The organism is Pseudoalteromonas sp. SWYJ118 (assembly GCF_015864505.1).
Taxonomy (GTDB): Bacteria; Pseudomonadota; Gammaproteobacteria; order Enterobacterales; family Alteromonadaceae; genus Pseudoalteromonas; species Pseudoalteromonas arctica.
Map to the genome: position 1 here is coordinate 1 of NZ_JADYXC010000001.1, position 18,673 is coordinate 18,673.

Consider the following 18,673-nt stretch of genomic DNA (forward strand, 5'->3'; position numbering starts at 1 on the left):
CAAGCGCAATATCTTCTAGGCGAACATCATCACATTGAGATAATGCTTTTTCAACAGCTTGAACTTTAAATTCTTGTGTAAATCGACGTCTCATTTTATCTGCCTCTATTAAAAGTTAGAGACGACAACTATCCTGACACAGGGGGAGACATAAAAAAATAGTAATTATGTATTTTTACTTCTCTAAAGCGCAGCGCCTTCTAAACCTCTTTGTGAGCAAATCACTTAAAAACTTATTGCACAAAGAGAAGCAAAAGAGGAGTAAATGAGAAGACATAAAACATAGTAATTATTTATTTTTACTTCTCTAAAGCGCAGCGCCCTCTTAGCCTCTTTGTGAATAAATCACTTAAAATCTTATTGCACAAAGAGAAGCAAAAGAGGAGTAAATGAGAAAACATAAAACAATAGTAATTATGTATTTTTACTTCTCTAAAGCGCAGCGCCCTCTTAGCCTCTTTGTGAATAAATCACTTAAAATCTTATTGCACAAAGAGAAGCAAAAGAGGAGTAAATGAGAAAACATAAAACAATAGTAATTATGTATTTTTACTTCTCTAAAGCGCAGCGCCCTCTAAACCTCTTTGTGAGCAAATCACTTAAAACCTTATTGCACAAAGAGAAGCGAATGAGGAGTAAATGAGAAGACATTAAAACAATAGTAATTATGTATTTTTACTTTTCTAAAGCGAAGCGCCCTCTAAACCTCTTTGTGAATAAATCAGTTAAGATCTTATTTCACAAAGAGGAGTAAATGAGAAAACATTAAAGCATAGAAATTACGAGCTTTGCCCATCACGCCAGCAATCTGTGCGACTACAAGTAAATTTAACCACAGCGTTAAACTTACCCCTCTTGGCGCACTATATTCTCAAGGGCGCGAATATTAGTAATTAAGTCCTGGCGTTGTGGGTTGGCTTGTAATGCTTTTCTAAGATGCTTTAGCGCGCTCGGGTAGTCTTTAGAGTCAATCGCTATTTGCGATAATCCAAGCCATGCAGATAGTTGATAGTCAGGCAGAGCCTGCGCGCGTACATACATTAACCTAGCTTGCGTAAGCTGATTTTTATCACGATAAATACTCGCTAAACTAAGTAGGGCATCACCTAAATTCGGGTTTATTTTAAGTGCGTTATTTAAACTTTTAAGAGCACGTTTAGTATTACCTTGCTGCATAGCAAGTTGTGCACTGTATACAGAAAACTGGGCTTGTTCATCACGGGGTAGCTGCTTAGTTAATCTTTTTGCGCTGCCTATTAGATCTTTAGCTAAATCCCATTTTTGTTGAGATACAAGCCAGCCTAAAGTTTGCATCGTGGTATTAATAACCTCAACTTGCTGCTGTTTAGTGGCGTGTTTTAAACCTTGCTTTAATAAGCTAACAGCGCGTTCACTGCTACCTTCACTTAAGTGCAACTGAGCGGCTAAAAGCTGGTTGCTGGTATCTTTAGGGTTGAGTTTTAAGGCCACTTCAATAGCAGCAAGCGCTTGCTTTTTTTGATCAAGTTGTAACGCTATTTTTGCACGTTGCAGCCAAAGTTCAGCTTTATTAGGGGTTTTATTGAGTAACTCTTTTAATAATGCATTTGCCTGATTTAAATCACCCGATTCAATTAACGCAAACAATAGCCCTTGTTGATATTGGCTTGTTTCTGGCGCTAGCATCAGCGCTTGGCGGTAGGCCGCTACTGCGCTCCAAGGTTGGCTGTGCTGCACGTGTATATAAGCAAGTTGCGCATAACTTTGTGCATCAGCCTGACCAAGTTCAATAGTGCGTACTAAGTGTGTTTGTGCTTTGTCATACTTTGCTTGTTGCATGTATAAAAGGCTCAAACCTTGGTGTGCTTTTACTAAATTAGGTGAAGCTTTTAAACACGCCAAGTAAGCCAGTTCAGCGTTATTAAAGTCCTTTGTTGAAAGCAAAACTTGTGCACGTAACAAGTTTAAAGCAGTGCTATCTTGGCTTATATCACGACCTTTAAATAGCGCAGCAACTTCACTGTAATTACCGGCTTGTAAGAGTGGCTGCACTTGGCGAGCAAAACCGCGCTCGGTCGGCTCAATAAGGACCTCTGTAGGACCCAGTAATTTATTATTTATAGTCAACTGCCATGTTGGATCGCTAGGCGATAACGTTACTTTTAGTGGCGCATTAGTATCACTGGCAGCGCTTGCATGTACGCTACTTGCACTTACTAAAGGTAATGAACACATTACAGTCGTCAACAGTGCGGAAGTTAATGGTTTTAGCGTTTTAAATATATTCATATTTTTCATTTTAATAGGCTTAAGGTTTAAATTCGATTGGCCAAATAAAGCGAGCGCGTACGGTTTCACCTTCTTTTTTAGGTGCACTAAAGCGGCTTTGTTTAATAATTTTGTCGATAGCTGGTTTAAGTTCAGGATATGGATTTTGCACTACCTCAATTAAACTTACCTTGCCACTTTCATCAATAAATACATCGAGTTTTACAGTAAATACATCAACACCTCGGCGGGTTAAGCTTTTTGGTAAAACGGCCTTGACGGGAGTAAGCAAAGTGGGGAGACCATCGAGTTGATTTAAGCTAAATGCATCCCAATTTACACTCATTGATTGCCATTGTGGCGCGCTTACTTTTACGCTAGGTGTATCGGGTTTTACAATACTTAAATTGCTGTTGATCTTAATTTTTACGGCTTGAATAGACGCGCCTGCACCTTCTACCGCTAAGCTTTGCATTGGCTCACTTGTTTGCTGTTGCGATATTGATGGCGGAGGAGGAGGTGGCAGTGCCACCATGGCAATCTCACGTACAACCACTTTGTCTTGTATATGATGCTCTGCAAGTTGTCCAAGCCATAAAAGTAGTAATGCAGCACTAAGTACAATGAGGCTAAGGCCAAATGCAAAAAGTGGATGGCGATTGTTTTTTGTTTTTTGAGGCGAGTCAATCGTGTGCATATTATTGCTTCGTAGCTAAGTTAACTTGCGCCGCGCCTGCCAGCTTTGCTTCGTCAATTACTTGAACAAGTAACTCTGTAGGTACTGTTTTATCAGCTTGAATAACCACAGGGCGTTGTTGCTGTTTGAGCATTTGCTCGATACTACTACGTACACCAGCGACACCAATTTGGCTACCATCAAAAAATACTTGTTGAGAGTCGGTTATTGCTAAAAATATAACTTGCTGCTCAAGGCGACTGGCCGATACGGCTTGTGGTTTATCAACTTCAACGCCGCTTTCGCGTACAAATACGGTTGTAACAATAAAAAATATTAGCAATATAAATACCACATCAAGTAGTGGCGACATATCGATATGTTGCCCCGCTTCTTGATCTAGTTTGTGCTTTAATCGTGATTGCATAGTGTTACCCTAACTGTTTACTTAACGTATGTAATTTAGGATTACGCTGCGAATACGCTAAGTAAGCTTGCATTAACCATGCAGGAATAGCGCACACAAGGCCCAATTGAGTTGTTAGTAATGCATCACCAATGGCGTCACTCATTAACTCGTTATGGCCCAGCGCCATTACTTTAAATGTATCAAGCAAACCAACAATGGTACCTAATAAACCAAGTAGCGGAAGAGCAGCTGTTAAAATAGAGCTAACCTCTTGCCAGTAGCCTTTGCGCTGCGCTTGGTATTGTTTAAGGTGCAGTAAGTCATGAAAAATCAGTTGGTATACAAATAAAGCGAGTAAAAGAATACACCAGCAAATAGGGTTACTAACGATTTTTTCAAACATTGGTTTCTCCTTTTTCTAGTTGGCTTAGCTGTAATGCAAAGCCTTCTAGTTGGCTGTAATACGCTTTTGCTTTACGCGATAACAGTGCATTTAATACCAGAGCTGGTATGGCAACGACTAAACCTAATTCAGTTGTTATAAGTGCTTGTGCAATACCGCCCGATACAACTTCTGGGTCACCTGAGCCAAATAAAGTCATCATTTTAAATGTTTCGATCATGCCGCTAACAGTACCTAACAAGCCAAGTAGTGGAGCTACTGCAGCTGTAACGGCAATAGCGCCAATAAAGTTATCGAGTTTATGCTTATCGTGAATTAACTGATTAAATAATTGATCGTCTCGTACTTGGCCTTTTTCGCTTTGCAGCGTTAAGTTGAACAACTGCTGCTGCATGCCTGCAAATTCATTGCTATTTTCAGCTTTAAAAAATTGCTGTAATTGCATTTGAGAGTGCATTTTAATTTTACTTAAACGCAGTAATTGCGCGGCTTTTAATAGCGCAATGGTTAGTGCAAAGCAGGCAAATAAAATAATAGGGATAGCCCATAAACCGCCTTTTTCTAAGTGTTCAAGCGGACTTTCTTGTTGGGCTTGGCTAGTCACTAAGTGCGTTAAACTAGGATCAAAAGTAAGTAATGTAGAGCCTACACCGTTTTGCTTTAAAGTATTATCGAGTGGGTTATCGTCACTTGTTGATTGTACTAACGCTACCTTTAATGCATTAGATTCATCATCCAAATTTAATAAACCCATAAGTTTAGGTGTTTGCGTACTAAACCATGCAACAGGCCCTACTTGAAGGGTACTAGCTTGGCTTAATTCGCCATTACTTAGCACAACCGATTGTTTTTTAAACTGTGGATAAAGTGCCTGTTCTTGATTATTAATTTGCGATATAACGCGGCTTAATAACTCGTTTTGGTTATTAGTCGACTCGTTACTGCTAGCACTATTGCTGGTATTTTGGCGCACAAAACGGCTAAGTAAGTTTAATTGATATTGCTGTTGTTGTTGCCAAGTGTCTAATCGGGTTTGTAACTGATCAAGGCTTAATGTGTTTTCGTCAGCTAGGCGGCGATTAACGGCTGCTTGTTCGCGCAATTTACTGAGCGATTGCTGCTTGGTAAAAATTTGCTTTGCAAGAGTAGCTTGCTCTTTTGAAATACTATTTTGAGTTTTATTTAGAGTGCGTTGCGCTGTTTTAATATCACTTAAAATACTTTGTTTAGCATCATCACTGCTGGCTGCAAAAGAAATGTTTGCGCTAAAAAGTAAAACCGTGGCGCTAAATACTGCAATTATGCTGTTAGTAGCCATTATTTAGCCCCTTGCTGGTTTTTATTTACATAACTTAATATTGGGAGTGTTACCCAATCAGCAGCGCGCTTTTTTTGCTGTACAGCAATACCCAGTGCAACTTGTTCAGCATTAATGCTTGGGTCAAATTCCCACTGCCAACCTAAGTCACTTGGAAAACCAATACCTACATAACTTAAATCTTCGCTTACAAACCATGCTTGAGCTGCACCTAAGTAAAGCTGCTTTACCCATACTTCTTGCCCATCAGGATGCTTAATAGCCATTTCGTGAATAGAAATACGTTGTTGAAAATCATTAAGTAGAGTCAGCATTTTTAGTGCTGTTTGTAATTTATCAGTTGTACTGAGTTTTGAATCGCTTAAATCACCGGTGTTTTTCCAACTACTTAAAAGTGGCGGGGGGAGTTGCACTTGTAATGAAAGTAATTGCTGAGAAATACGCGCTAGTTGATCATTTAATTGCTGTTGATCATTTTCAAGCTCTGATTGCTTGGTAACAAGCTGTTCGCGTTTTTGGGCAAGCTCACTGGTGTTTTTTTTTCTACGCTGATTAAGCTCGCTAAGTTGCTGCTGCTCAGCATTTAGAAGCGTTAAGGTTTGCTCCATGCTGCTTTTTTGTTCAAGCCAATGAGTATTTAATTCTGTGTTTTGATTTTCTATTTGTAGCCATTTATTAACGAGTTGTTCTAGCTCACTAACAGTGTCGGCTTTTACTGCCATAGTGCTACAAAGCGCGATAACTACGCTAATTGGTTTAATTAAGCTTCGCATTACTTAACAACAATCCTGAAAGTTACTACAAGCAATTACAAGGACGTAATTACTGTTAATTTTTGAGTGTGTATACAGTATAGGAATTTACATAACAATGCAATTGATAACAGTTATCGTTTACATTACGTTGTTTGGGTGGTAGGATTTCGCCGAAATTAAATATGTACCTTAAATTAACAATAGTTAAGTGCTTAATAAAAACTACGGAGTAACCATGAGTAAGCCATCGAATAAAGGAAATGCCTACATAAAGCCAATTGCAGCGGTTGTTACGGCAACGCTTTCAACTTGGGCAAGTGCACAGGATGTTCAAGAACTATCGGTAACTAAAGCAGAAACTAAAACTGAGTCTAGCTATGTTGTTGAAAAATCAACGTCTCATAAATACACTCAACCGCTACTCGATACAGCTAAAACTGTAACGGTAATTAACCAAGCGGTAATGAAAGATAGAAACGTAGATAGCTTACGTGATGCTTTACGCAATGTGTCTGGTATTTCTTTAGCTGCAGGTGAGGGTGGCTCACCTACTGGCGATAGCATGTCGATTCGTGGTTTTAGTGCAACAAATGATATTTTTGTAGATGGTATTCGTGATGTTGCAGGTTACACACGTGATATTTACAACATTGAAGCCGTTGAAGTTGCAAAAGGCCCAGGCTCAGCGGTTTCTGGTCGTGGCGCAGCAGGTGGTAGTGTTAATTTAGAAAGTAAAAAGGCGAAGTTAGACAACTTTAACGACGTTTCGCTACGTTTAGGTACAGAAAACGATTACCGTGGTCGTTTTGATACTAACATTCAAGTAAACGACACAAGCGCACTACGTATCAATCTTCTTACTGATAAAGGTGATGTTGCAGGTCGTGACCATGTTGAGAATGAAACAAATGCTGTTGCGTTTGCATTTGCAACAGGGCTTGGTACAAACAGCCGTTTTGATTTAAACCTAGAGTATCAGCGCCAAGACAATTTACCAGATTACGGTATTCCTTGGGTTTACAGTGATACGCCAGTAGCTGAACTTGCAGATAGCGCGCGCTCACCTTCTCCTGTCGATTTTGATAACTTTTACGGTAATATTTACCGTGATTATGAAGATATTGAAGCCTACTCAACAACAGCTCGTTATGAGTATGATTTTTCTCAAAATACTACGTTACGTGTGCAAGGTCGTTTAGGTAAAGTTAAACGTGAATCGGTAACAACTGCACCGCGTTATTTCTCGGTTACAACAGACACTGACATTACCTTTGCAGATGAAAAAACACGTGATACAGAAAATTCACTTGCTGCACTTCAAGTTGATTTAATTGGTAACTATGAATTTGCTGGCTTTACTCACGATGTTGTAGTGGGTGTTGAACTTGCAAACGAAACGTTTACACGCCATAACTTTGTTGCAACTACACCTGATAACCTAATTGAAGATGGAATACGCAACGACTTATACAATCCTGATGCAACAATTGCATTTACGGGTGTGTATGGCCGTGACGGTACAAGCATTGAAGCTAAAGCTAAAAACCAAGCTATTTATGCATTTGATACAGTGACACTTAACAAGCAATGGGAAGTTACAGGCGGAATTCGCTTTGATAGCTTCACTACGGATTATCACAACGATTACAATGACCCAAGCGCTTTAATCTCTACAAGTGACGACTTATTTAGCTGGAATGCAGCTGTAGTTTATAAACCTACAGAAAACGGCAGTGTATATTTAGGCGCAGGTAATTCATTCAATCCATCAGCGGAAAGCCTAACGGTATCTACGCGTTCAAATGCAGCTGATTTAGACGCAGAAGAAAGTCGCAGTTATGAATTAGGAACTAAATGGAGCCTAATGGATGGTCGCCTGCAAACTAATGCTGCACTTTTCCGTACTGAGAAAACCAATGCCCGTACTGATGACCCATTTGCAGATAGCTCAAGTGACGAAATACTCGGTGGTGAACAGCGCGTACAAGGTTTAGAGCTTTCTGCTACTGGCTTAATTACTAAAGAGTGGACTGTAATTGCTTCATACACTTACCAAGATAGCGAAGTAACTGAAGCATTAGGCGACGACGCAACTCAAATCGGTAACGAGCTTGCACGTACGCCTAAAAATAGCGCGAGTGTTTGGACTACGTACGATATGTCGGATAAATTATCGTTTGGTTTAGGTGCGCAATATGTAGGTGAGCGCTACAACGGCACTACGTCAACACGTTCTCGTGCGCCAGGTTATACTATTTTTGACCTGATGGTTGCGTATGACATATCAAAAGATTTGAGCCTGCAGTTTAACGGTGAAAACTTAGGTGATAAAGATTACGTTGATCAGCTAGGTGGCGGGCACTTTGTACCAGGTGATGGTCGTAAGTTTAGCCTAACAGCAAGCTACTCTTTTTAATTTTAAAACAAATTAAAAAGTATGAGTAAATATAAGGGCAGGCCTATTACCTGCCCTTAATTATTTGATAAAAATGTGAGAGGGCGCACATGCTAGTTAAAATTCCAGAGCTATTAACAAAAGAAGAAGTGGCTTATTGTCATGAGGTTTTGCTTAAAGCGCAGTGGGCTGATGGCAGTATTACCGCAGGGCATCAATCAACCAAAGCAAAAAATAACTTACAGCTACCTGAAAATAGCCCTGAATGCCAAGAGCTCGGCGATATTATTATGGCAGCACTTGCGCGCAGTAATTTGTTTATGTCGGCTGCACTTCCTGCAAAAATTTTTCCTCCGTTATTTAATTGTTACCAAGGCGGGCAATCGTTTGGTGTGCATGTAGATAATGCAATTAGACAAGTGCCGGGTACGCCTGTAAAAATTCGTACAGATGTATCAATGACGTTATTTATCAATGACCCTGAAGACTATGAGGGCGGTGAACTTGTTATTGAAGACACTTATGGCTCACATAGCGTAAAGCTGCCAGCAGGCAGTATGGTGTTGTACCCTTCAACGAGTTTACATCGTGTAATGCCAGTAACGAGTGGGCGCAGATTAGCCTCATTTTTTTGGTTACAAAGCATGGTAAACAGCGACGAAAAACGTGGTTTGTTATTTGATTTAGATATGTCGATTCAAAGTTTGCGCAGCAAAGTAGAAGATAGCCCAGAGATTATTCAGTTAACGGGTGTTTATCATAACTTGCTAAGACAGTGGGCGCAGACATAACGAAGAAATTTGTTAGATGTTAGATGTTAGATGTTAGATGTTAGTAATTAAAAGCTGCGCTTTTCGCGAGAGCAAGCTCTTCGCCTACAGCCAAAACTTAACGCTGTGGTTAAATTCACTTGTAGACGCGCTGCTTGCAGGCGTGACGAGCGAAGCTCGTAATTTCTATGTTTTGGTCTCTTCTCATTTACTCCTCTTTTTCTTCTCTTTGTGCAATAAGATTTTAAGTGATTTATTCACAAAGAGGCTAAGAGGGCGCTGCGCTTTAGAGAAGCCAAGAGTAAGTAACAATCAGTTATAAATATTAAAAGCTGCGCTTTTCGCGTGAGCAAGCTAAACGCCTACAGCCAAAATTTACGCTGTGGTTAAATTACTTGTAGACGCGCTGCTTGCTTGCTGGCGTGACGAGCGAAGCTCGTAATTTATATGCTTTGGTGTCTTATCATTTACTCCTCTTTTACTTCTCTTTGTGCAAAAAGATTTTAAGTAATTTATTCACAAAGAGGCTAAGAGGGCGCTGCGCTTTAGAGAAGCCAAAAGTAAGTAACAATCAGTTTTAAATATTAAAAGCTGCGCTCTACGCCTACAACACAGCTATAAAATTGAACTCGGTATTTAAAGTACTCTGTAGGCGCGGTTTTATACCGCGCACTTACTTTAAGTTTGAAGCTTGCTTTACTTAACCCTTATAACCGTTAGGGTTATTTGACTGCCAACGCCATGTATCTTGCATCATTTCATCAATACCGCGCACTGCTTCCCAGCCAAGTTCATTAAGTGCTTTTTCTGGCGCTGCATAACATGCTGCAATATCACCAGGGCGACGAGGTGAAACCTGATAGGGTACAGCTTGATCGCTTGCTTTAATAAATGCATTAACCATTTGTAGTACAGAGTAACCATTACCAGTACCTAGGTTATAAACTAATGCACCCGTGCTGCTGGCAATTTTATCAAGCGCTTTTAAATGACCCATTGCTAAATCGACTACATGTATATAATCGCGCACACCAGTACCATCAACAGTGTCGTAATCATCACCAAATACAGCGAGTTGCTTTAATTTACCTACCGCTACTTGTGCGATAAACGGTAAAAGGTTGTTCGGGATACCGTTAGGATCCTCCCCAATCAAGCCCGATTCATGTGCACCTACTGGGTTAAAGTAACGCAAAATAGCAAACGCAAAGCGCTCATCTGATTTAGCGATATCTTGTAGCATCATTTCAACCATTAGTTTAGATGTGCCGTAAGGGTTGGTAGTACCGCCTACAGGGAAATCTTCTTTAATTGGTAAGCTAGCAGGGTCGCCGTATACCGTAGCTGACGAGCTAAATACTAATTTAAATACACCTGCGTCGCGCATTGCATCAACAAGCGTAAGCGTACCTTGTACATTGTTTTGATAGTACTCAATGGGCTTTGCAACCGACTCGCCCACTGATTTTAAGCCCGCAAAATGTATAACACTATCAACCGTGTGTTTTGCAAATACTGAATCTAAAAAGAATTTATCGAGAATATCGCCTTGGTAAAAAGTGGCCTCTTTGCCTGTAATATTCTTTACGCGCGCAAGTGATTCTTGTGATGAGTTACTTAAATTATCAATAACAACAACATCGTTACCTTGCTGTAAAAGTTCTAAAACAGTGTGCGAGCCAATATAGCCAGCGCCACCGGTTACTAAAATAGTCATGAAAGCTCCGTGGGTACATTTTATCAATTGAGTTAATTTCACCATAAATAGAGGTGATTTACATGCTTTATCTGTAATTTCTATAGTTTAAATAACATCTTTTTTTAATAACGGTAAATTAAGTACTTTTGATTACATTTTACTCAGTACAAGTAACACTTTATACGTAAGATTAAGTTATAGTTAATAAACAAGTGCTAAAATGAGCCTAGTAATAGCTAATGCTAGGTTTACTCCAATCTACACTTTTGTGATTGGTCTACCTCTTTGGAGAAAGATATGAATTTAGTTAAAAAAATAGCAACAACAATGTGTATCGCATTACCTGCGCTTGCCCATGCTGGTGAGTCTGTTGTTAAATGGCATGACTTTAATGATTATCGTGATGTGCGAGCGTCAAACCAAACAAAGAGCTCATATCATAAAAGTGTGGCAGCAAGTTTCGAAAAGCATATGGCTAAACTAGCCGAGCAATTGCCAAAAAATTATAAATTAAACGTAGAGTTTACTGATTTAGATTTAGCAGGTGATGTGCGTTATGGTGGTATTGACCAAATACGTGTTGTTAAGCCAATCTACTTTCCACGTATTAAAATGGATTATTCGCTAAGCGATAGCGACGGTACAGTATTAAGTAAAGGTAGTGATGTAGAGCTTAAAGACATGGGCTTTATGGATAAAATAAAAATGGGCCGCGATGAATCATTTTATTACGAAAAACGCTTACTAACAGAATGGTTTGGTGAGCAAATATTACCAAGTTTAGATTAACTTATAATAATGCCGCTAAATAGCGGCATTTTCGTTTTTAAGCTTTACTTAAAAGTAGCTAACAACGTGAGTATTTGCTGTAACTTAATAACGGTCGTTTTAAGTTTTTCTTCATCAAAACCATCGTTAGATAAGCTTTCAACATCAGCGGCTACATCAAGAACATAAGGCTTAAAACGTTTAGCTTCAAAGCTAAAACCAGCATCTTGTGCAAATAAGGCTTTAAATTTGCCATGGCCTTGTTGTTGTAATTCGTCTAATTTTTTATCGGCATCAAGTGCCTGACGATAAACAATTTTTAAGTTAGTGTTGAGTTGTTCAATTATAGAATCCATGGTTTTCCTAAAGCTTTGTGCTGCATGGCCGACATAATACGTGGATTACATTTAAAAGTCAGGTTGATTAAGGCTTATAATTATGAATATATCAGGTGGAAATTTACCAGCTATGTCTGGTTCAGGCCAAGGCAGCGAGCTTTACACTGCTGCTTTGTCTAAAAAACAGCAATTAGCTGATGGCGCTGCAGCGCTTGCACTTATTGAAGGTGCTGCACAATCGTCAAGTGCGCAAACACCGGCTAAATCGGTAACTGCATCATTGGGTAACAACGTAAATATATACGTTTAAATTAGCTTAAGATCGATAGGTGTTTTGCTTTTTTGACCACCGATTTCTCTTACTAATTTAGGCACTAAAAATCCAGGCAGAGCTTTTAATAGCTCTGCCATTATTTCAATTGCTTGCGCTTCATTAATATCAAAGTGGCTCGCCCCTTCAACTTTATCTAGCAAATACAAATAATACGGCAATACGTCTGCGTCAAATAACGCTTCGCTTAAATTTATTTGCGCATCAACCGTATCGTTCACATCTTTTAAAATTACAGCTTGGTTTAGAAGCGTTACGTTTGCTTGTTTAAGCTTTTGCATGGCAGCTTTAAAATCAGCGTCTATTTCGTTTGCGTGGTTTATGTGATTAATAAAAATAATTTTTAATGGCGATTTTGCTAATCGTTCACATAACTCATCGGTAACTCGCGCCGGTATAACTACTGGCAAACGGCTATGAATTCGCATTCGTTTTATTTGTGGTAATTGCTCAAGCTCATCCAAAAACCAGCTTATTGCATCGTCTTTGGCCATCAGTGGATCGCCACCACTTAAAATCACTTCGTTTATATTGCTATCTGATTTTATATAGCTCAGTGTTTCTAGCAGACTTTTTTTATTGAGTTGGTTTTCTTGATACGGAAAATGCCTTCTAAAGCAGTAACGACAATTTACAGCACAGCCGGTTTTAAACATCACTAAAACACGCGATTTGTATTTATGTAAAACGCCTGGTTGGTCGTTATCTTGCTCAAGTAGGGGATCTTTATTAAAACCCAATTTAGTCAAAAATTCTTGATGGCGTGGCATAACTTGTAGCAAAAGAGGATCGTTTGGATCGCCTTTGCGTATTTTTTTTATAAAAGGGATAGGCACGCGTACCGGAAATAAACTACGGGCTTTTAGGTCGTTTTCATGGACTTGGCTCGATAAACCGACCATTTCAAGCAAGGTTTTTGGGCAGGTAACTACATTTGCTAATTCTTTTTGCCAGTTTTTATGCAAATTTGCTTCATTTCTTTGTATCATTGGCATGTAGATTACTCGAAAAAATATAAATAGAGGAAACGATGGCGAATTATAGCACCAACGAGTTCAAGGGCGGCCTAAAAATTATGATGGACGGCGAGCCTTGCAGTATCTTAGAAAATGAAATGGTAAAACCTGGTAAAGGCCAGGCGTTTAACCGTGTTCGTATCCGTAAACTTATCTCTGGTAAGGTGCTTGAAAAAACCTTTAAATCGGGTGAATCAGTTGAAGGTGCTGATGTAATGGATACTGATTTAGCGTATCTATACACAGACGGCGAATTTTGGCATTTCATGAACAATGAAACATTTGAGCAAATTGCTGCTGACGAAAAAGCACTAGGCGATTCAGTAAAATGGTTAGTTGAAAATGATTTATGCACAATTACATTATGGAACGGCAGCCCTATTGCTGTTACACCACCTAACTTTGTTGAGCTTGAGATCACTGAAACAGATCCAGGCCTTAAAGGCGATACAGCGGGTACTGGTGGTAAACCAGCAACGCTTAGCACAGGCGCTGTGGTACGAGTTCCATTATTCGTACAAATTGGCGAAGTAATTAAAGTAGACACTCGTAACGGTGAATACGTAAGCCGTGTTAAGTAAGCTTTAACATTGTTTATAAAATCCCAGCTTACGCTGGGATTTTTTTTGGAGAAAATATGTCAGCAGATCTTTGGGCCCCAAGCGCAAGCATTGAAACACTAAAACAACGCGCATCGATATTACGTAGCATCCGTGAATTTTTTTATGTACGTGATGTTTTAGAAGTAGAAACGCCAAGCTTAAGTGCTGCCAGTGTAACCGATGTGCACTTAGCTAGTTTTAATACCAAATTTGTAGGTCCAGGGCATGCTGGTGGGCTTCCTCTGTTTTTACAAACATCTCCAGAGTTTGCCATGAAACGCTTGTTAGCAGCAGGCTCAGGCGCTATTTTTCAGCTTTGTAAAGCATTTAGAAATGAAGAAGCGGGTAGCCATCATAATCCTGAATTTACTATGCTGGAATGGTATCGCCCAGGCTTTGATGAATTTACACTTATGGATGAAATGGATGAGTTAATGCAACTTGTTTTAGGTGTCGAGCCTGCAACTAGACTTACTTATCAGCAAGCGTTTGAACAAGTACTCGGCCTCGATCCTTTAACAGCAAGCATAGAGCAATTAAAGCAACTAGCGTGTAAGCAGGGGTTTGCTGATATAGCCCAAAATGAAACGCATAAAGATACCTTACTGCAATTATTATTTTGTATGAAAGTGGAGCCAACAATAGGACAAGAAAAACCGTGTTTTGTTTATCATTTTCCAGCTTCTCAAGCGGCCCTTGCACAAATTTGTGAACATGATGCACGCGTAGCTGGGCGCTTTGAGCTTTATTACAAAAATATGGAATTGGCTAACGGCTTTAACGAATTAACAAATGCTAGTGAGCAAGCTAAACGATTTAATGATGATAACACATACCGCGCTAACAACGGTTTAAAGCAAGTACCAATGGATACGCGTTTAATTAAAGCGCTGGAGCATGGATTACCACAATGCGCAGGGGTTGCTTTGGGGATTGATAGGTTGGTAATGCTCGCAACAAATAAAGAGAAAATTAAAGACGTAATAGCGTTTGATGTTCAAAGAGCGTGATGCTTAGCCTGTAGGCGTAGGTAGAATATTTGTAGGTGCGAATTTATTTCGCGCTCGTGTAATTTAACTTTATAAAAGCGAGGTATAAAACCTCACCTACAATAAAAATCAACCCCAACAACATACGCCAAACCTGTAGGTGCGAATTTATTTTGCGCTTGTGTAACTTAACTTTATAAAAAGCGAGGTATAAAACCTCACCTACAATAAACATCAAACCCAACAACATACGCTAAACTTGTAGGTGCGAATTTATTTCGCGCTTGTGTAATTTAACTTTATAAAAAAGAGAGGTATGAAACCTCACCTACTAATAAACATCAACCCCAAAAATATACGCCCAACCTGTATGTGCGAATTTATTTCGCGCTCGTATAATTTAACTTTATAAAAAGCGAGGTATAAAACCTCACCTACAAATAAAAACACCGCGTTTAATTTAAACGCGGTGTTTTTATTGCTTGCTGTAGCTTTCATTTGAAAGCCAACGGCTGTATTTTACAGATTAAGTGTAAACGTAACACCTGCAACACGAGGCTCACCTAATTGTGTGTAGGTATGCGTTGCGTAACCATCTTGTGGATCGTTACCAAACTCAAAACCACGTGTAGGGACTGTTTCGTCAAACACGTTACGAGCCCATGCGCGTACTGCCCACATGTCTGCTTCGTAGCCAAAGCTTAAATTAACTAAGTTGCTGTTTGGTGCTTGTGAGTTGTGGCTATCAGAGAAGTAGTAATTATCTTTACCTTCAACACCAATCATACCGTAAAGCTCACTTGTAAAGTTATAGCGAGCAGTAAACGCATACTGGTATTTAGGTGACTGTGCTTGCTCACGACCGTCTTGGTTTAAGCCAGACTGCGTTACAAAGTCATCTATTTCAGTGTTTAAGTAACCAGCACTACCCGTTAAAAATAGATTATCAGTTAGTTGGTAACTACCTTCAACTTCTAATCCGTAGTTGCTACCAGAACTTGCGTTATCAACATAACCGGTAAATTGCTGACCTTCTACTTGCCATGCTTTTAACTGAATATCGTCGCGGTGCATGTAAAATGCAGCTAAGCGAAGCGTAAATTTGTCATCAAGCGATGAGCCTTTAACACCAAATTCGCCACTCCATAAATATTCAGGGTCGAAACTGGTGTGTTGCTGGAAAAAATCAGCGCTTAGGTTTAAGCCTTCATCTTTGGCTTTAGCAAGCGCTTCTGAGTTAATACCGCCAGCTTTGTAGCCACGCGTAATGCTGGTGTAGATCATAGTGCGATCAATCACTTGATATTCAAGTGCTATTTTACCGCCAACCATTACGTCGTCAGTGTCTTGTATAAAGCCATTACTATCGGTGTAGTCGCCTTGGTATTGCTCTACACGTAAACCTGTAATGAGTGTTGTTTTAGGGCCAATTGGAGTCGCTACTTGACCATATACTGCAACGTTACTCGTTTCGTAAGTTGAAGAAAACGGGCTTGCTAACCATGTGTATTGGCGCTCTAAATCAACGTCACGGTTTTGGTAATAAATACCCGCAACCCAGTTACCCGTTTTAGAATTAAACTGTAAATCTACAGACTGATCGTCGCGATCGCGGCTGTAAAGATCGGTTGAGCTGTATCCATCTGGATGTAAGCCAGCAGCACATAACTTTGGCTCACTTGTATCGTTACATACCCAGTCTTCGTCAAAGCTGTAAAGTAATTCGGTATCAATAGCCGATAGGTTTAGATTTACATCAAAAGCGTCAAAACCCGTATAAGTATTATTAACACCTATAGCGTAGCTTTCTTGATTATCTTGGCCTGGTTCATCGGCAACACTATTGCGGCTGTTATCAAGCGTAAACGCATCGTAACCATTGTTTATGTCAATATAGTGAAGGTTTAACTCAGTATTTAAATGCTTTGTAAGCTGACTGTTTATTTTAAAGCGGGCTACTTGTTCGTCTTGATTTTGTGTTTCGTCATTTAAGTACAAGTTATCTACGTAGCCGTCTGACTTTCTGCGAAAGTAGCTAACGCGTGCGCTAGTGTCATCTGTTAAACCAGTGCTTGCTGCAATACCTGCTTCGCGGGTGTTGTACGTGCCAGCACCTACTTGTAATTTTAAACTTGGATCGCTCGTGGCTTTAGCTGAACCCATTTGGATCATACCGGCCATACCGTCTGCGCCAAAGCGTGTACCTTGTGGGCCACGATAAATTTCTACTTGGTCTATATCAAATAATAATGAGCTGCCACCAAGACCAGAATAGTTAATACCATCAATAACTAAGCCTACAGATGGATTAATAGGGTCTACAAATTGTGAGCGAAGTCCCACGCCACGAATTTGGATGTAACGACCACGCGACGCACCAGATGCAAAATTTACATTGGCGGCACTGCCTAACATTTCGTCTAAGTAACTTGCACCACGTTGATTAATTTCATCTTCGCTGAATAAGCTCGCACTCGCGCTTAAAGTTTGAATGCTTTCGCGCTGAAAATCGCCAGTTACAACAATTCTTTCTAGGTCGCTATCATCAGCGTTAGCTGCAATTGGTGCACCAAGCAGCGGTAAAAGTGCGGCAGTAATTAAAGACAAACGTAAGTTCATTGGGTTACTTAACTCCATTTTAGGGACTCGTATGGTAGCAATTATTTAAACACATGTGCTATAAACGCGGCAATTATACGTTAAATAATCAGGATTACTAATATGACCTTTAAAGTTGACTTCAAAGTACGTGATTACGAATGTGACTTACAAGGTATCGTAAATAACAGTGTTTATTTTAATTATTTAGAGCATGCTCGCCATGAATTCTTGTACGCACACGGTATTGATTTTGCTCAATTAGCGAAAGATAAAATTAACCTAGTCGTGATGCGCAGCGAAATGGACTATAAACATTCACTACTACCAGGTGATGAATTTTATGTGGCTGTGGAGCCGCAGCGTATCAGTCGTTTAAAATTTGCGTTTAAGCAAACGGTTATACGTAAAAGCGATGAAAAAGTAATGCTCAATGCACTGGTTATAGGAACGTCTGTTAATGAAAAAGGTAGACCGTTTTTACCTGAGCAAATAGATAACGTATTTAAAACTACAACTTAGTACTTAATCGCATAACTTTTGAACTATCATAGAACAAAAATTTACATTTAAAACATGCATTTTTAACGGATAAAGGGCATAAATATTGTTACAATTACATTAATTAGACAATTAGTTAGTAGTAGCATGAAATTAGCAGCAATACCGATGCTTATAGTCGGTTTATGTGTTGGTTGCGCATCAACAGGGACGGTTACCAGTGAGCAGCTTAAATACACCCAATGGCAATTATCACGTGTTGATGGTTTAGCAATTCCACCTTCGTTTAATGCATCAATGAGCTTTATTGAAGCACTGCAAGTAAACGGTTTTGCTGGCTGTAACAAATTTTTTGGTGAAGGCTCGCTTGAAGAAAGTAACCTTACCGTAAGTAAATTAGGAATGACGCGCAAGTCGTGCGGCGAAGACCTTGATGAGTTTGAGCAGCAGTTATTACAAGCCTTAAAGCAAGGTGCAGAGCTTAAAATGCAAGATCAGCAATTAGTCATGCAAGGCGAGCAAACATTTGTGTTTATCCCTAAATAATTTTAAGTTTTTGAAAAACAGCCCCTTGCGGGCAGTTTTTAACTGACGTACACTCAGCGCAGATTTGATGGATAACACCTTCAAATTAACGAACAGAATTTATATATCAATACTTGTCGGAGTGCCAAAGCTAAGTAATTAGTTTTTGGCTGAGATCGCGAAAGCGGGATCCGTGAACCTGATCAGGTTAATACCTGCGTAGGGAACAAGCTGCCTAAATAAGGACGCTTGTGCGTCTTTTTTTATGCGCACAATAAAGTGATTTATTTTTTAGGCTGCAAAGTAGCATGTACGCTACTTTACGATCTTTCT

Annotated in this window: 18 protein-coding genes and 1 riboswitch; of the genes, 8 read left to right on the plus strand and 10 right to left on the minus strand. The window is 39.6% G+C overall.

Annotated elements, in window-relative coordinates; all coding sequences use genetic code 11:
• Positions 1-846: 846 nt before the first annotated feature.
• The 6 genes from I6F48_RS00005 to I6F48_RS00030 are packed head-to-tail and all read right to left on the minus strand — an operon-like array spanning position 847 to position 5,826.
• Entirely contained in the window at positions 847-2,268 is a 1,422-nt protein-coding gene (locus I6F48_RS00005) for a tetratricopeptide repeat protein (RefSeq protein WP_197118532.1), read from the minus strand.
• A gap of 19 nt (positions 2,269-2,287) precedes the next feature.
• Complete coding sequence (locus I6F48_RS00010; protein ID WP_010555258.1) at positions 2,288-2,944, minus strand: energy transducer TonB; 657 nt, start codon at positions 2,942-2,944, stop codon at positions 2,288-2,290.
• Position 2,945: 1 nt separating this feature from the next.
• A complete protein-coding gene (locus tag I6F48_RS00015; protein WP_197118533.1) occupies positions 2,946-3,350 on the minus strand; it encodes an ExbD/TolR family protein in 405 nt (134 codons plus the stop codon).
• Positions 3,351-3,354: 4 nt separating this feature from the next.
• Positions 3,355-3,735: a MotA/TolQ/ExbB proton channel family protein gene (locus I6F48_RS00020; RefSeq protein ID WP_002960812.1), complete on the minus strand. Its 381-nt coding sequence runs from the start codon at positions 3,733-3,735 to the stop codon at positions 3,355-3,357.
• Positions 3,728-5,053, minus strand: a complete 1,326-nt coding sequence (locus tag I6F48_RS00025) for a MotA/TolQ/ExbB proton channel family protein (protein WP_165729237.1) — start codon at positions 5,051-5,053, stop codon at positions 3,728-3,730. The genes I6F48_RS00020 and I6F48_RS00025 overlap by 8 nt, the downstream gene beginning before the upstream one ends.
• A complete protein-coding gene (locus tag I6F48_RS00030) occupies positions 5,053-5,826 on the minus strand; it encodes a DUF3450 family protein (protein WP_197118534.1) in 774 nt (257 codons plus the stop codon). Before I6F48_RS00030 ends, I6F48_RS00025 begins: the two co-directional genes overlap by 1 nt.
• 217 nt (positions 5,827-6,043) lie before the next feature.
• On the opposite strand from I6F48_RS00030, the gene I6F48_RS00035 reads away from it, so the two are divergent.
• Positions 6,044-8,224, plus strand: coding sequence for a TonB-dependent receptor (locus tag I6F48_RS00035; protein WP_024592337.1), 2,181 nt, complete (start codon positions 6,044-6,046; stop codon positions 8,222-8,224).
• 89 nt (positions 8,225-8,313) lie between these two features.
• Positions 8,314-8,994, plus strand: a complete 681-nt coding sequence (locus I6F48_RS00040; RefSeq protein ID WP_007585050.1) for a Fe2+-dependent dioxygenase — start codon at positions 8,314-8,316, stop codon at positions 8,992-8,994.
• A gap of 679 nt (positions 8,995-9,673) precedes the next feature.
• Here the strand turns inward: I6F48_RS00040 and galE are convergent.
• Positions 9,674-10,690, minus strand: a complete 1,017-nt coding sequence (galE, locus tag I6F48_RS00045) for a UDP-glucose 4-epimerase GalE (protein WP_165740872.1) — start codon at positions 10,688-10,690, stop codon at positions 9,674-9,676.
• Between the two features lie 279 nt (positions 10,691-10,969).
• On the opposite strand from galE, the gene I6F48_RS00050 reads away from it, so the two are divergent.
• Positions 10,970-11,461 carry a DUF3016 domain-containing protein gene (locus I6F48_RS00050; protein ID WP_197118535.1) on the plus strand — a complete coding sequence of 164 codons (492 nt, stop codon included), beginning with the start codon at positions 10,970-10,972 and terminating at the stop codon, positions 11,459-11,461.
• Between the two features lie 44 nt (positions 11,462-11,505).
• On the opposite strand, the gene I6F48_RS00055 is transcribed toward I6F48_RS00050, so the two are convergent.
• Positions 11,506-11,796 carry a hypothetical protein gene (locus I6F48_RS00055; protein WP_002960798.1) on the minus strand — a complete coding sequence of 97 codons (291 nt, stop codon included), beginning with the start codon at positions 11,794-11,796 and terminating at the stop codon, positions 11,506-11,508.
• Positions 11,797-11,878: 82 nt separating this feature from the next.
• Here I6F48_RS00055 and I6F48_RS00060 point away from each other — a divergent pair, with 82 nt between their 5' ends.
• Positions 11,879-12,088, plus strand: a complete 210-nt coding sequence (locus I6F48_RS00060; protein ID WP_197118536.1) for a hypothetical protein — start codon at positions 11,879-11,881, stop codon at positions 12,086-12,088.
• Here I6F48_RS00060 and epmB read toward each other — a convergent pair.
• Complete coding sequence (gene epmB / locus I6F48_RS00065) at positions 12,085-13,098, minus strand: EF-P beta-lysylation protein EpmB (protein ID WP_197118725.1); 1,014 nt, start codon at positions 13,096-13,098, stop codon at positions 12,085-12,087. The genes I6F48_RS00060 and epmB overlap by 4 nt on opposite strands.
• 41 nt (positions 13,099-13,139) lie before the next feature.
• Between epmB and efp the strand changes: the two genes are divergently transcribed.
• Together efp and epmA are read left to right on the plus strand one after the other, a co-directional pair.
• Entirely contained in the window at positions 13,140-13,706 is a 567-nt protein-coding gene (efp, locus tag I6F48_RS00070) for an elongation factor P (RefSeq protein WP_010555265.1), read from the plus strand.
• Between the two features lie 56 nt (positions 13,707-13,762).
• The gene (gene epmA / locus I6F48_RS00075) at positions 13,763-14,737 is read left to right on the plus strand and encodes an elongation factor P--(R)-beta-lysine ligase (protein ID WP_197118537.1); all 975 of its coding nucleotides are present in this window, start codon (positions 13,763-13,765) and stop codon (positions 14,735-14,737) included.
• A 498-nt stretch (positions 14,738-15,235) separates the two neighbouring features.
• Here the strand turns inward: epmA and I6F48_RS00080 are convergent, their stop codons facing one another.
• On the minus strand, positions 15,236-17,353 hold the full coding sequence (locus tag I6F48_RS00080; RefSeq protein WP_197118538.1) for a TonB-dependent receptor: 2,118 nt from the start codon (positions 17,351-17,353) through the stop codon (positions 15,236-15,238).
• Positions 17,354-17,437: 84 nt separating this feature from the next.
• Here I6F48_RS00080 and I6F48_RS00085 point away from each other — a divergent pair, with 84 nt between their 5' ends.
• Both I6F48_RS00085 and I6F48_RS00090 read left to right on the plus strand, forming a co-directional pair.
• Positions 17,438-17,836, plus strand: a complete 399-nt coding sequence (locus I6F48_RS00085; RefSeq protein ID WP_010555268.1) for an acyl-CoA thioesterase — start codon at positions 17,438-17,440, stop codon at positions 17,834-17,836.
• 126 nt (positions 17,837-17,962) lie between these two features.
• Positions 17,963-18,361, plus strand: coding sequence for an META domain-containing protein (locus I6F48_RS00090; protein WP_010555269.1), 399 nt, complete (start codon positions 17,963-17,965; stop codon positions 18,359-18,361).
• 107 nt (positions 18,362-18,468) lie between these two features.
• Positions 18,469-18,583: riboswitch (TPP riboswitch) on the plus strand.
• Positions 18,584-18,673 lie beyond the last annotated feature (90 nt).

Excerpts from the sequence above, each read along its gene's own strand:
- I6F48_RS00030 (WP_197118534.1), bottom strand. The coding sequence starts at position 5,826 with ATGCGAAGCTTAATTAAACCAATTAGCGTAGTTATCGCGCTTTGTAGC.
- I6F48_RS00085 (WP_010555268.1), top strand. The coding sequence starts at position 17,438 with ATGACCTTTAAAGTTGACTTCAAAGTACGTGATTACGAATGTGACTTA.
- I6F48_RS00060 (WP_197118536.1), top strand. The coding sequence starts at position 11,879 with ATGAATATATCAGGTGGAAATTTACCAGCTATGTCTGGTTCAGGCCAA.
- I6F48_RS00080 (WP_197118538.1), bottom strand. The coding sequence starts at position 17,353 with ATGGAGTTAAGTAACCCAATGAACTTACGTTTGTCTTTAATTACTGCC.
- I6F48_RS00025 (WP_165729237.1), bottom strand. The coding sequence starts at position 5,053 with ATGGCTACTAACAGCATAATTGCAGTATTTAGCGCCACGGTTTTACTT.
- I6F48_RS00010 (WP_010555258.1), bottom strand. The coding sequence starts at position 2,944 with ATGCACACGATTGACTCGCCTCAAAAAACAAAAAACAATCGCCATCCA.
- I6F48_RS00015 (WP_197118533.1), bottom strand. The coding sequence starts at position 3,350 with ATGCAATCACGATTAAAGCACAAACTAGATCAAGAAGCGGGGCAACAT.
- I6F48_RS00020 (WP_002960812.1), bottom strand. The coding sequence starts at position 3,735 with ATGTTTGAAAAAATCGTTAGTAACCCTATTTGCTGGTGTATTCTTTTA.
- epmB (WP_197118725.1), bottom strand. The coding sequence starts at position 13,098 with ATGATACAAAGAAATGAAGCAAATTTGCATAAAAACTGGCAAAAAGAA.
- I6F48_RS00005 (WP_197118532.1), bottom strand. The coding sequence starts at position 2,268 with ATGAATATATTTAAAACGCTAAAACCATTAACTTCCGCACTGTTGACG.
- I6F48_RS00035 (WP_024592337.1), top strand. The coding sequence starts at position 6,044 with ATGAGTAAGCCATCGAATAAAGGAAATGCCTACATAAAGCCAATTGCA.
- epmA (WP_197118537.1), top strand. The coding sequence starts at position 13,763 with ATGTCAGCAGATCTTTGGGCCCCAAGCGCAAGCATTGAAACACTAAAA.
- efp (WP_010555265.1), top strand. The coding sequence starts at position 13,140 with ATGGCGAATTATAGCACCAACGAGTTCAAGGGCGGCCTAAAAATTATG.
- I6F48_RS00050 (WP_197118535.1), top strand. The coding sequence starts at position 10,970 with ATGAATTTAGTTAAAAAAATAGCAACAACAATGTGTATCGCATTACCT.
- galE (WP_165740872.1), bottom strand. The coding sequence starts at position 10,690 with ATGACTATTTTAGTAACCGGTGGCGCTGGCTATATTGGCTCGCACACT.
- I6F48_RS00090 (WP_010555269.1), top strand. The coding sequence starts at position 17,963 with ATGAAATTAGCAGCAATACCGATGCTTATAGTCGGTTTATGTGTTGGT.
- I6F48_RS00055 (WP_002960798.1), bottom strand. The coding sequence starts at position 11,796 with ATGGATTCTATAATTGAACAACTCAACACTAACTTAAAAATTGTTTAT.
- I6F48_RS00040 (WP_007585050.1), top strand. The coding sequence starts at position 8,314 with ATGCTAGTTAAAATTCCAGAGCTATTAACAAAAGAAGAAGTGGCTTAT.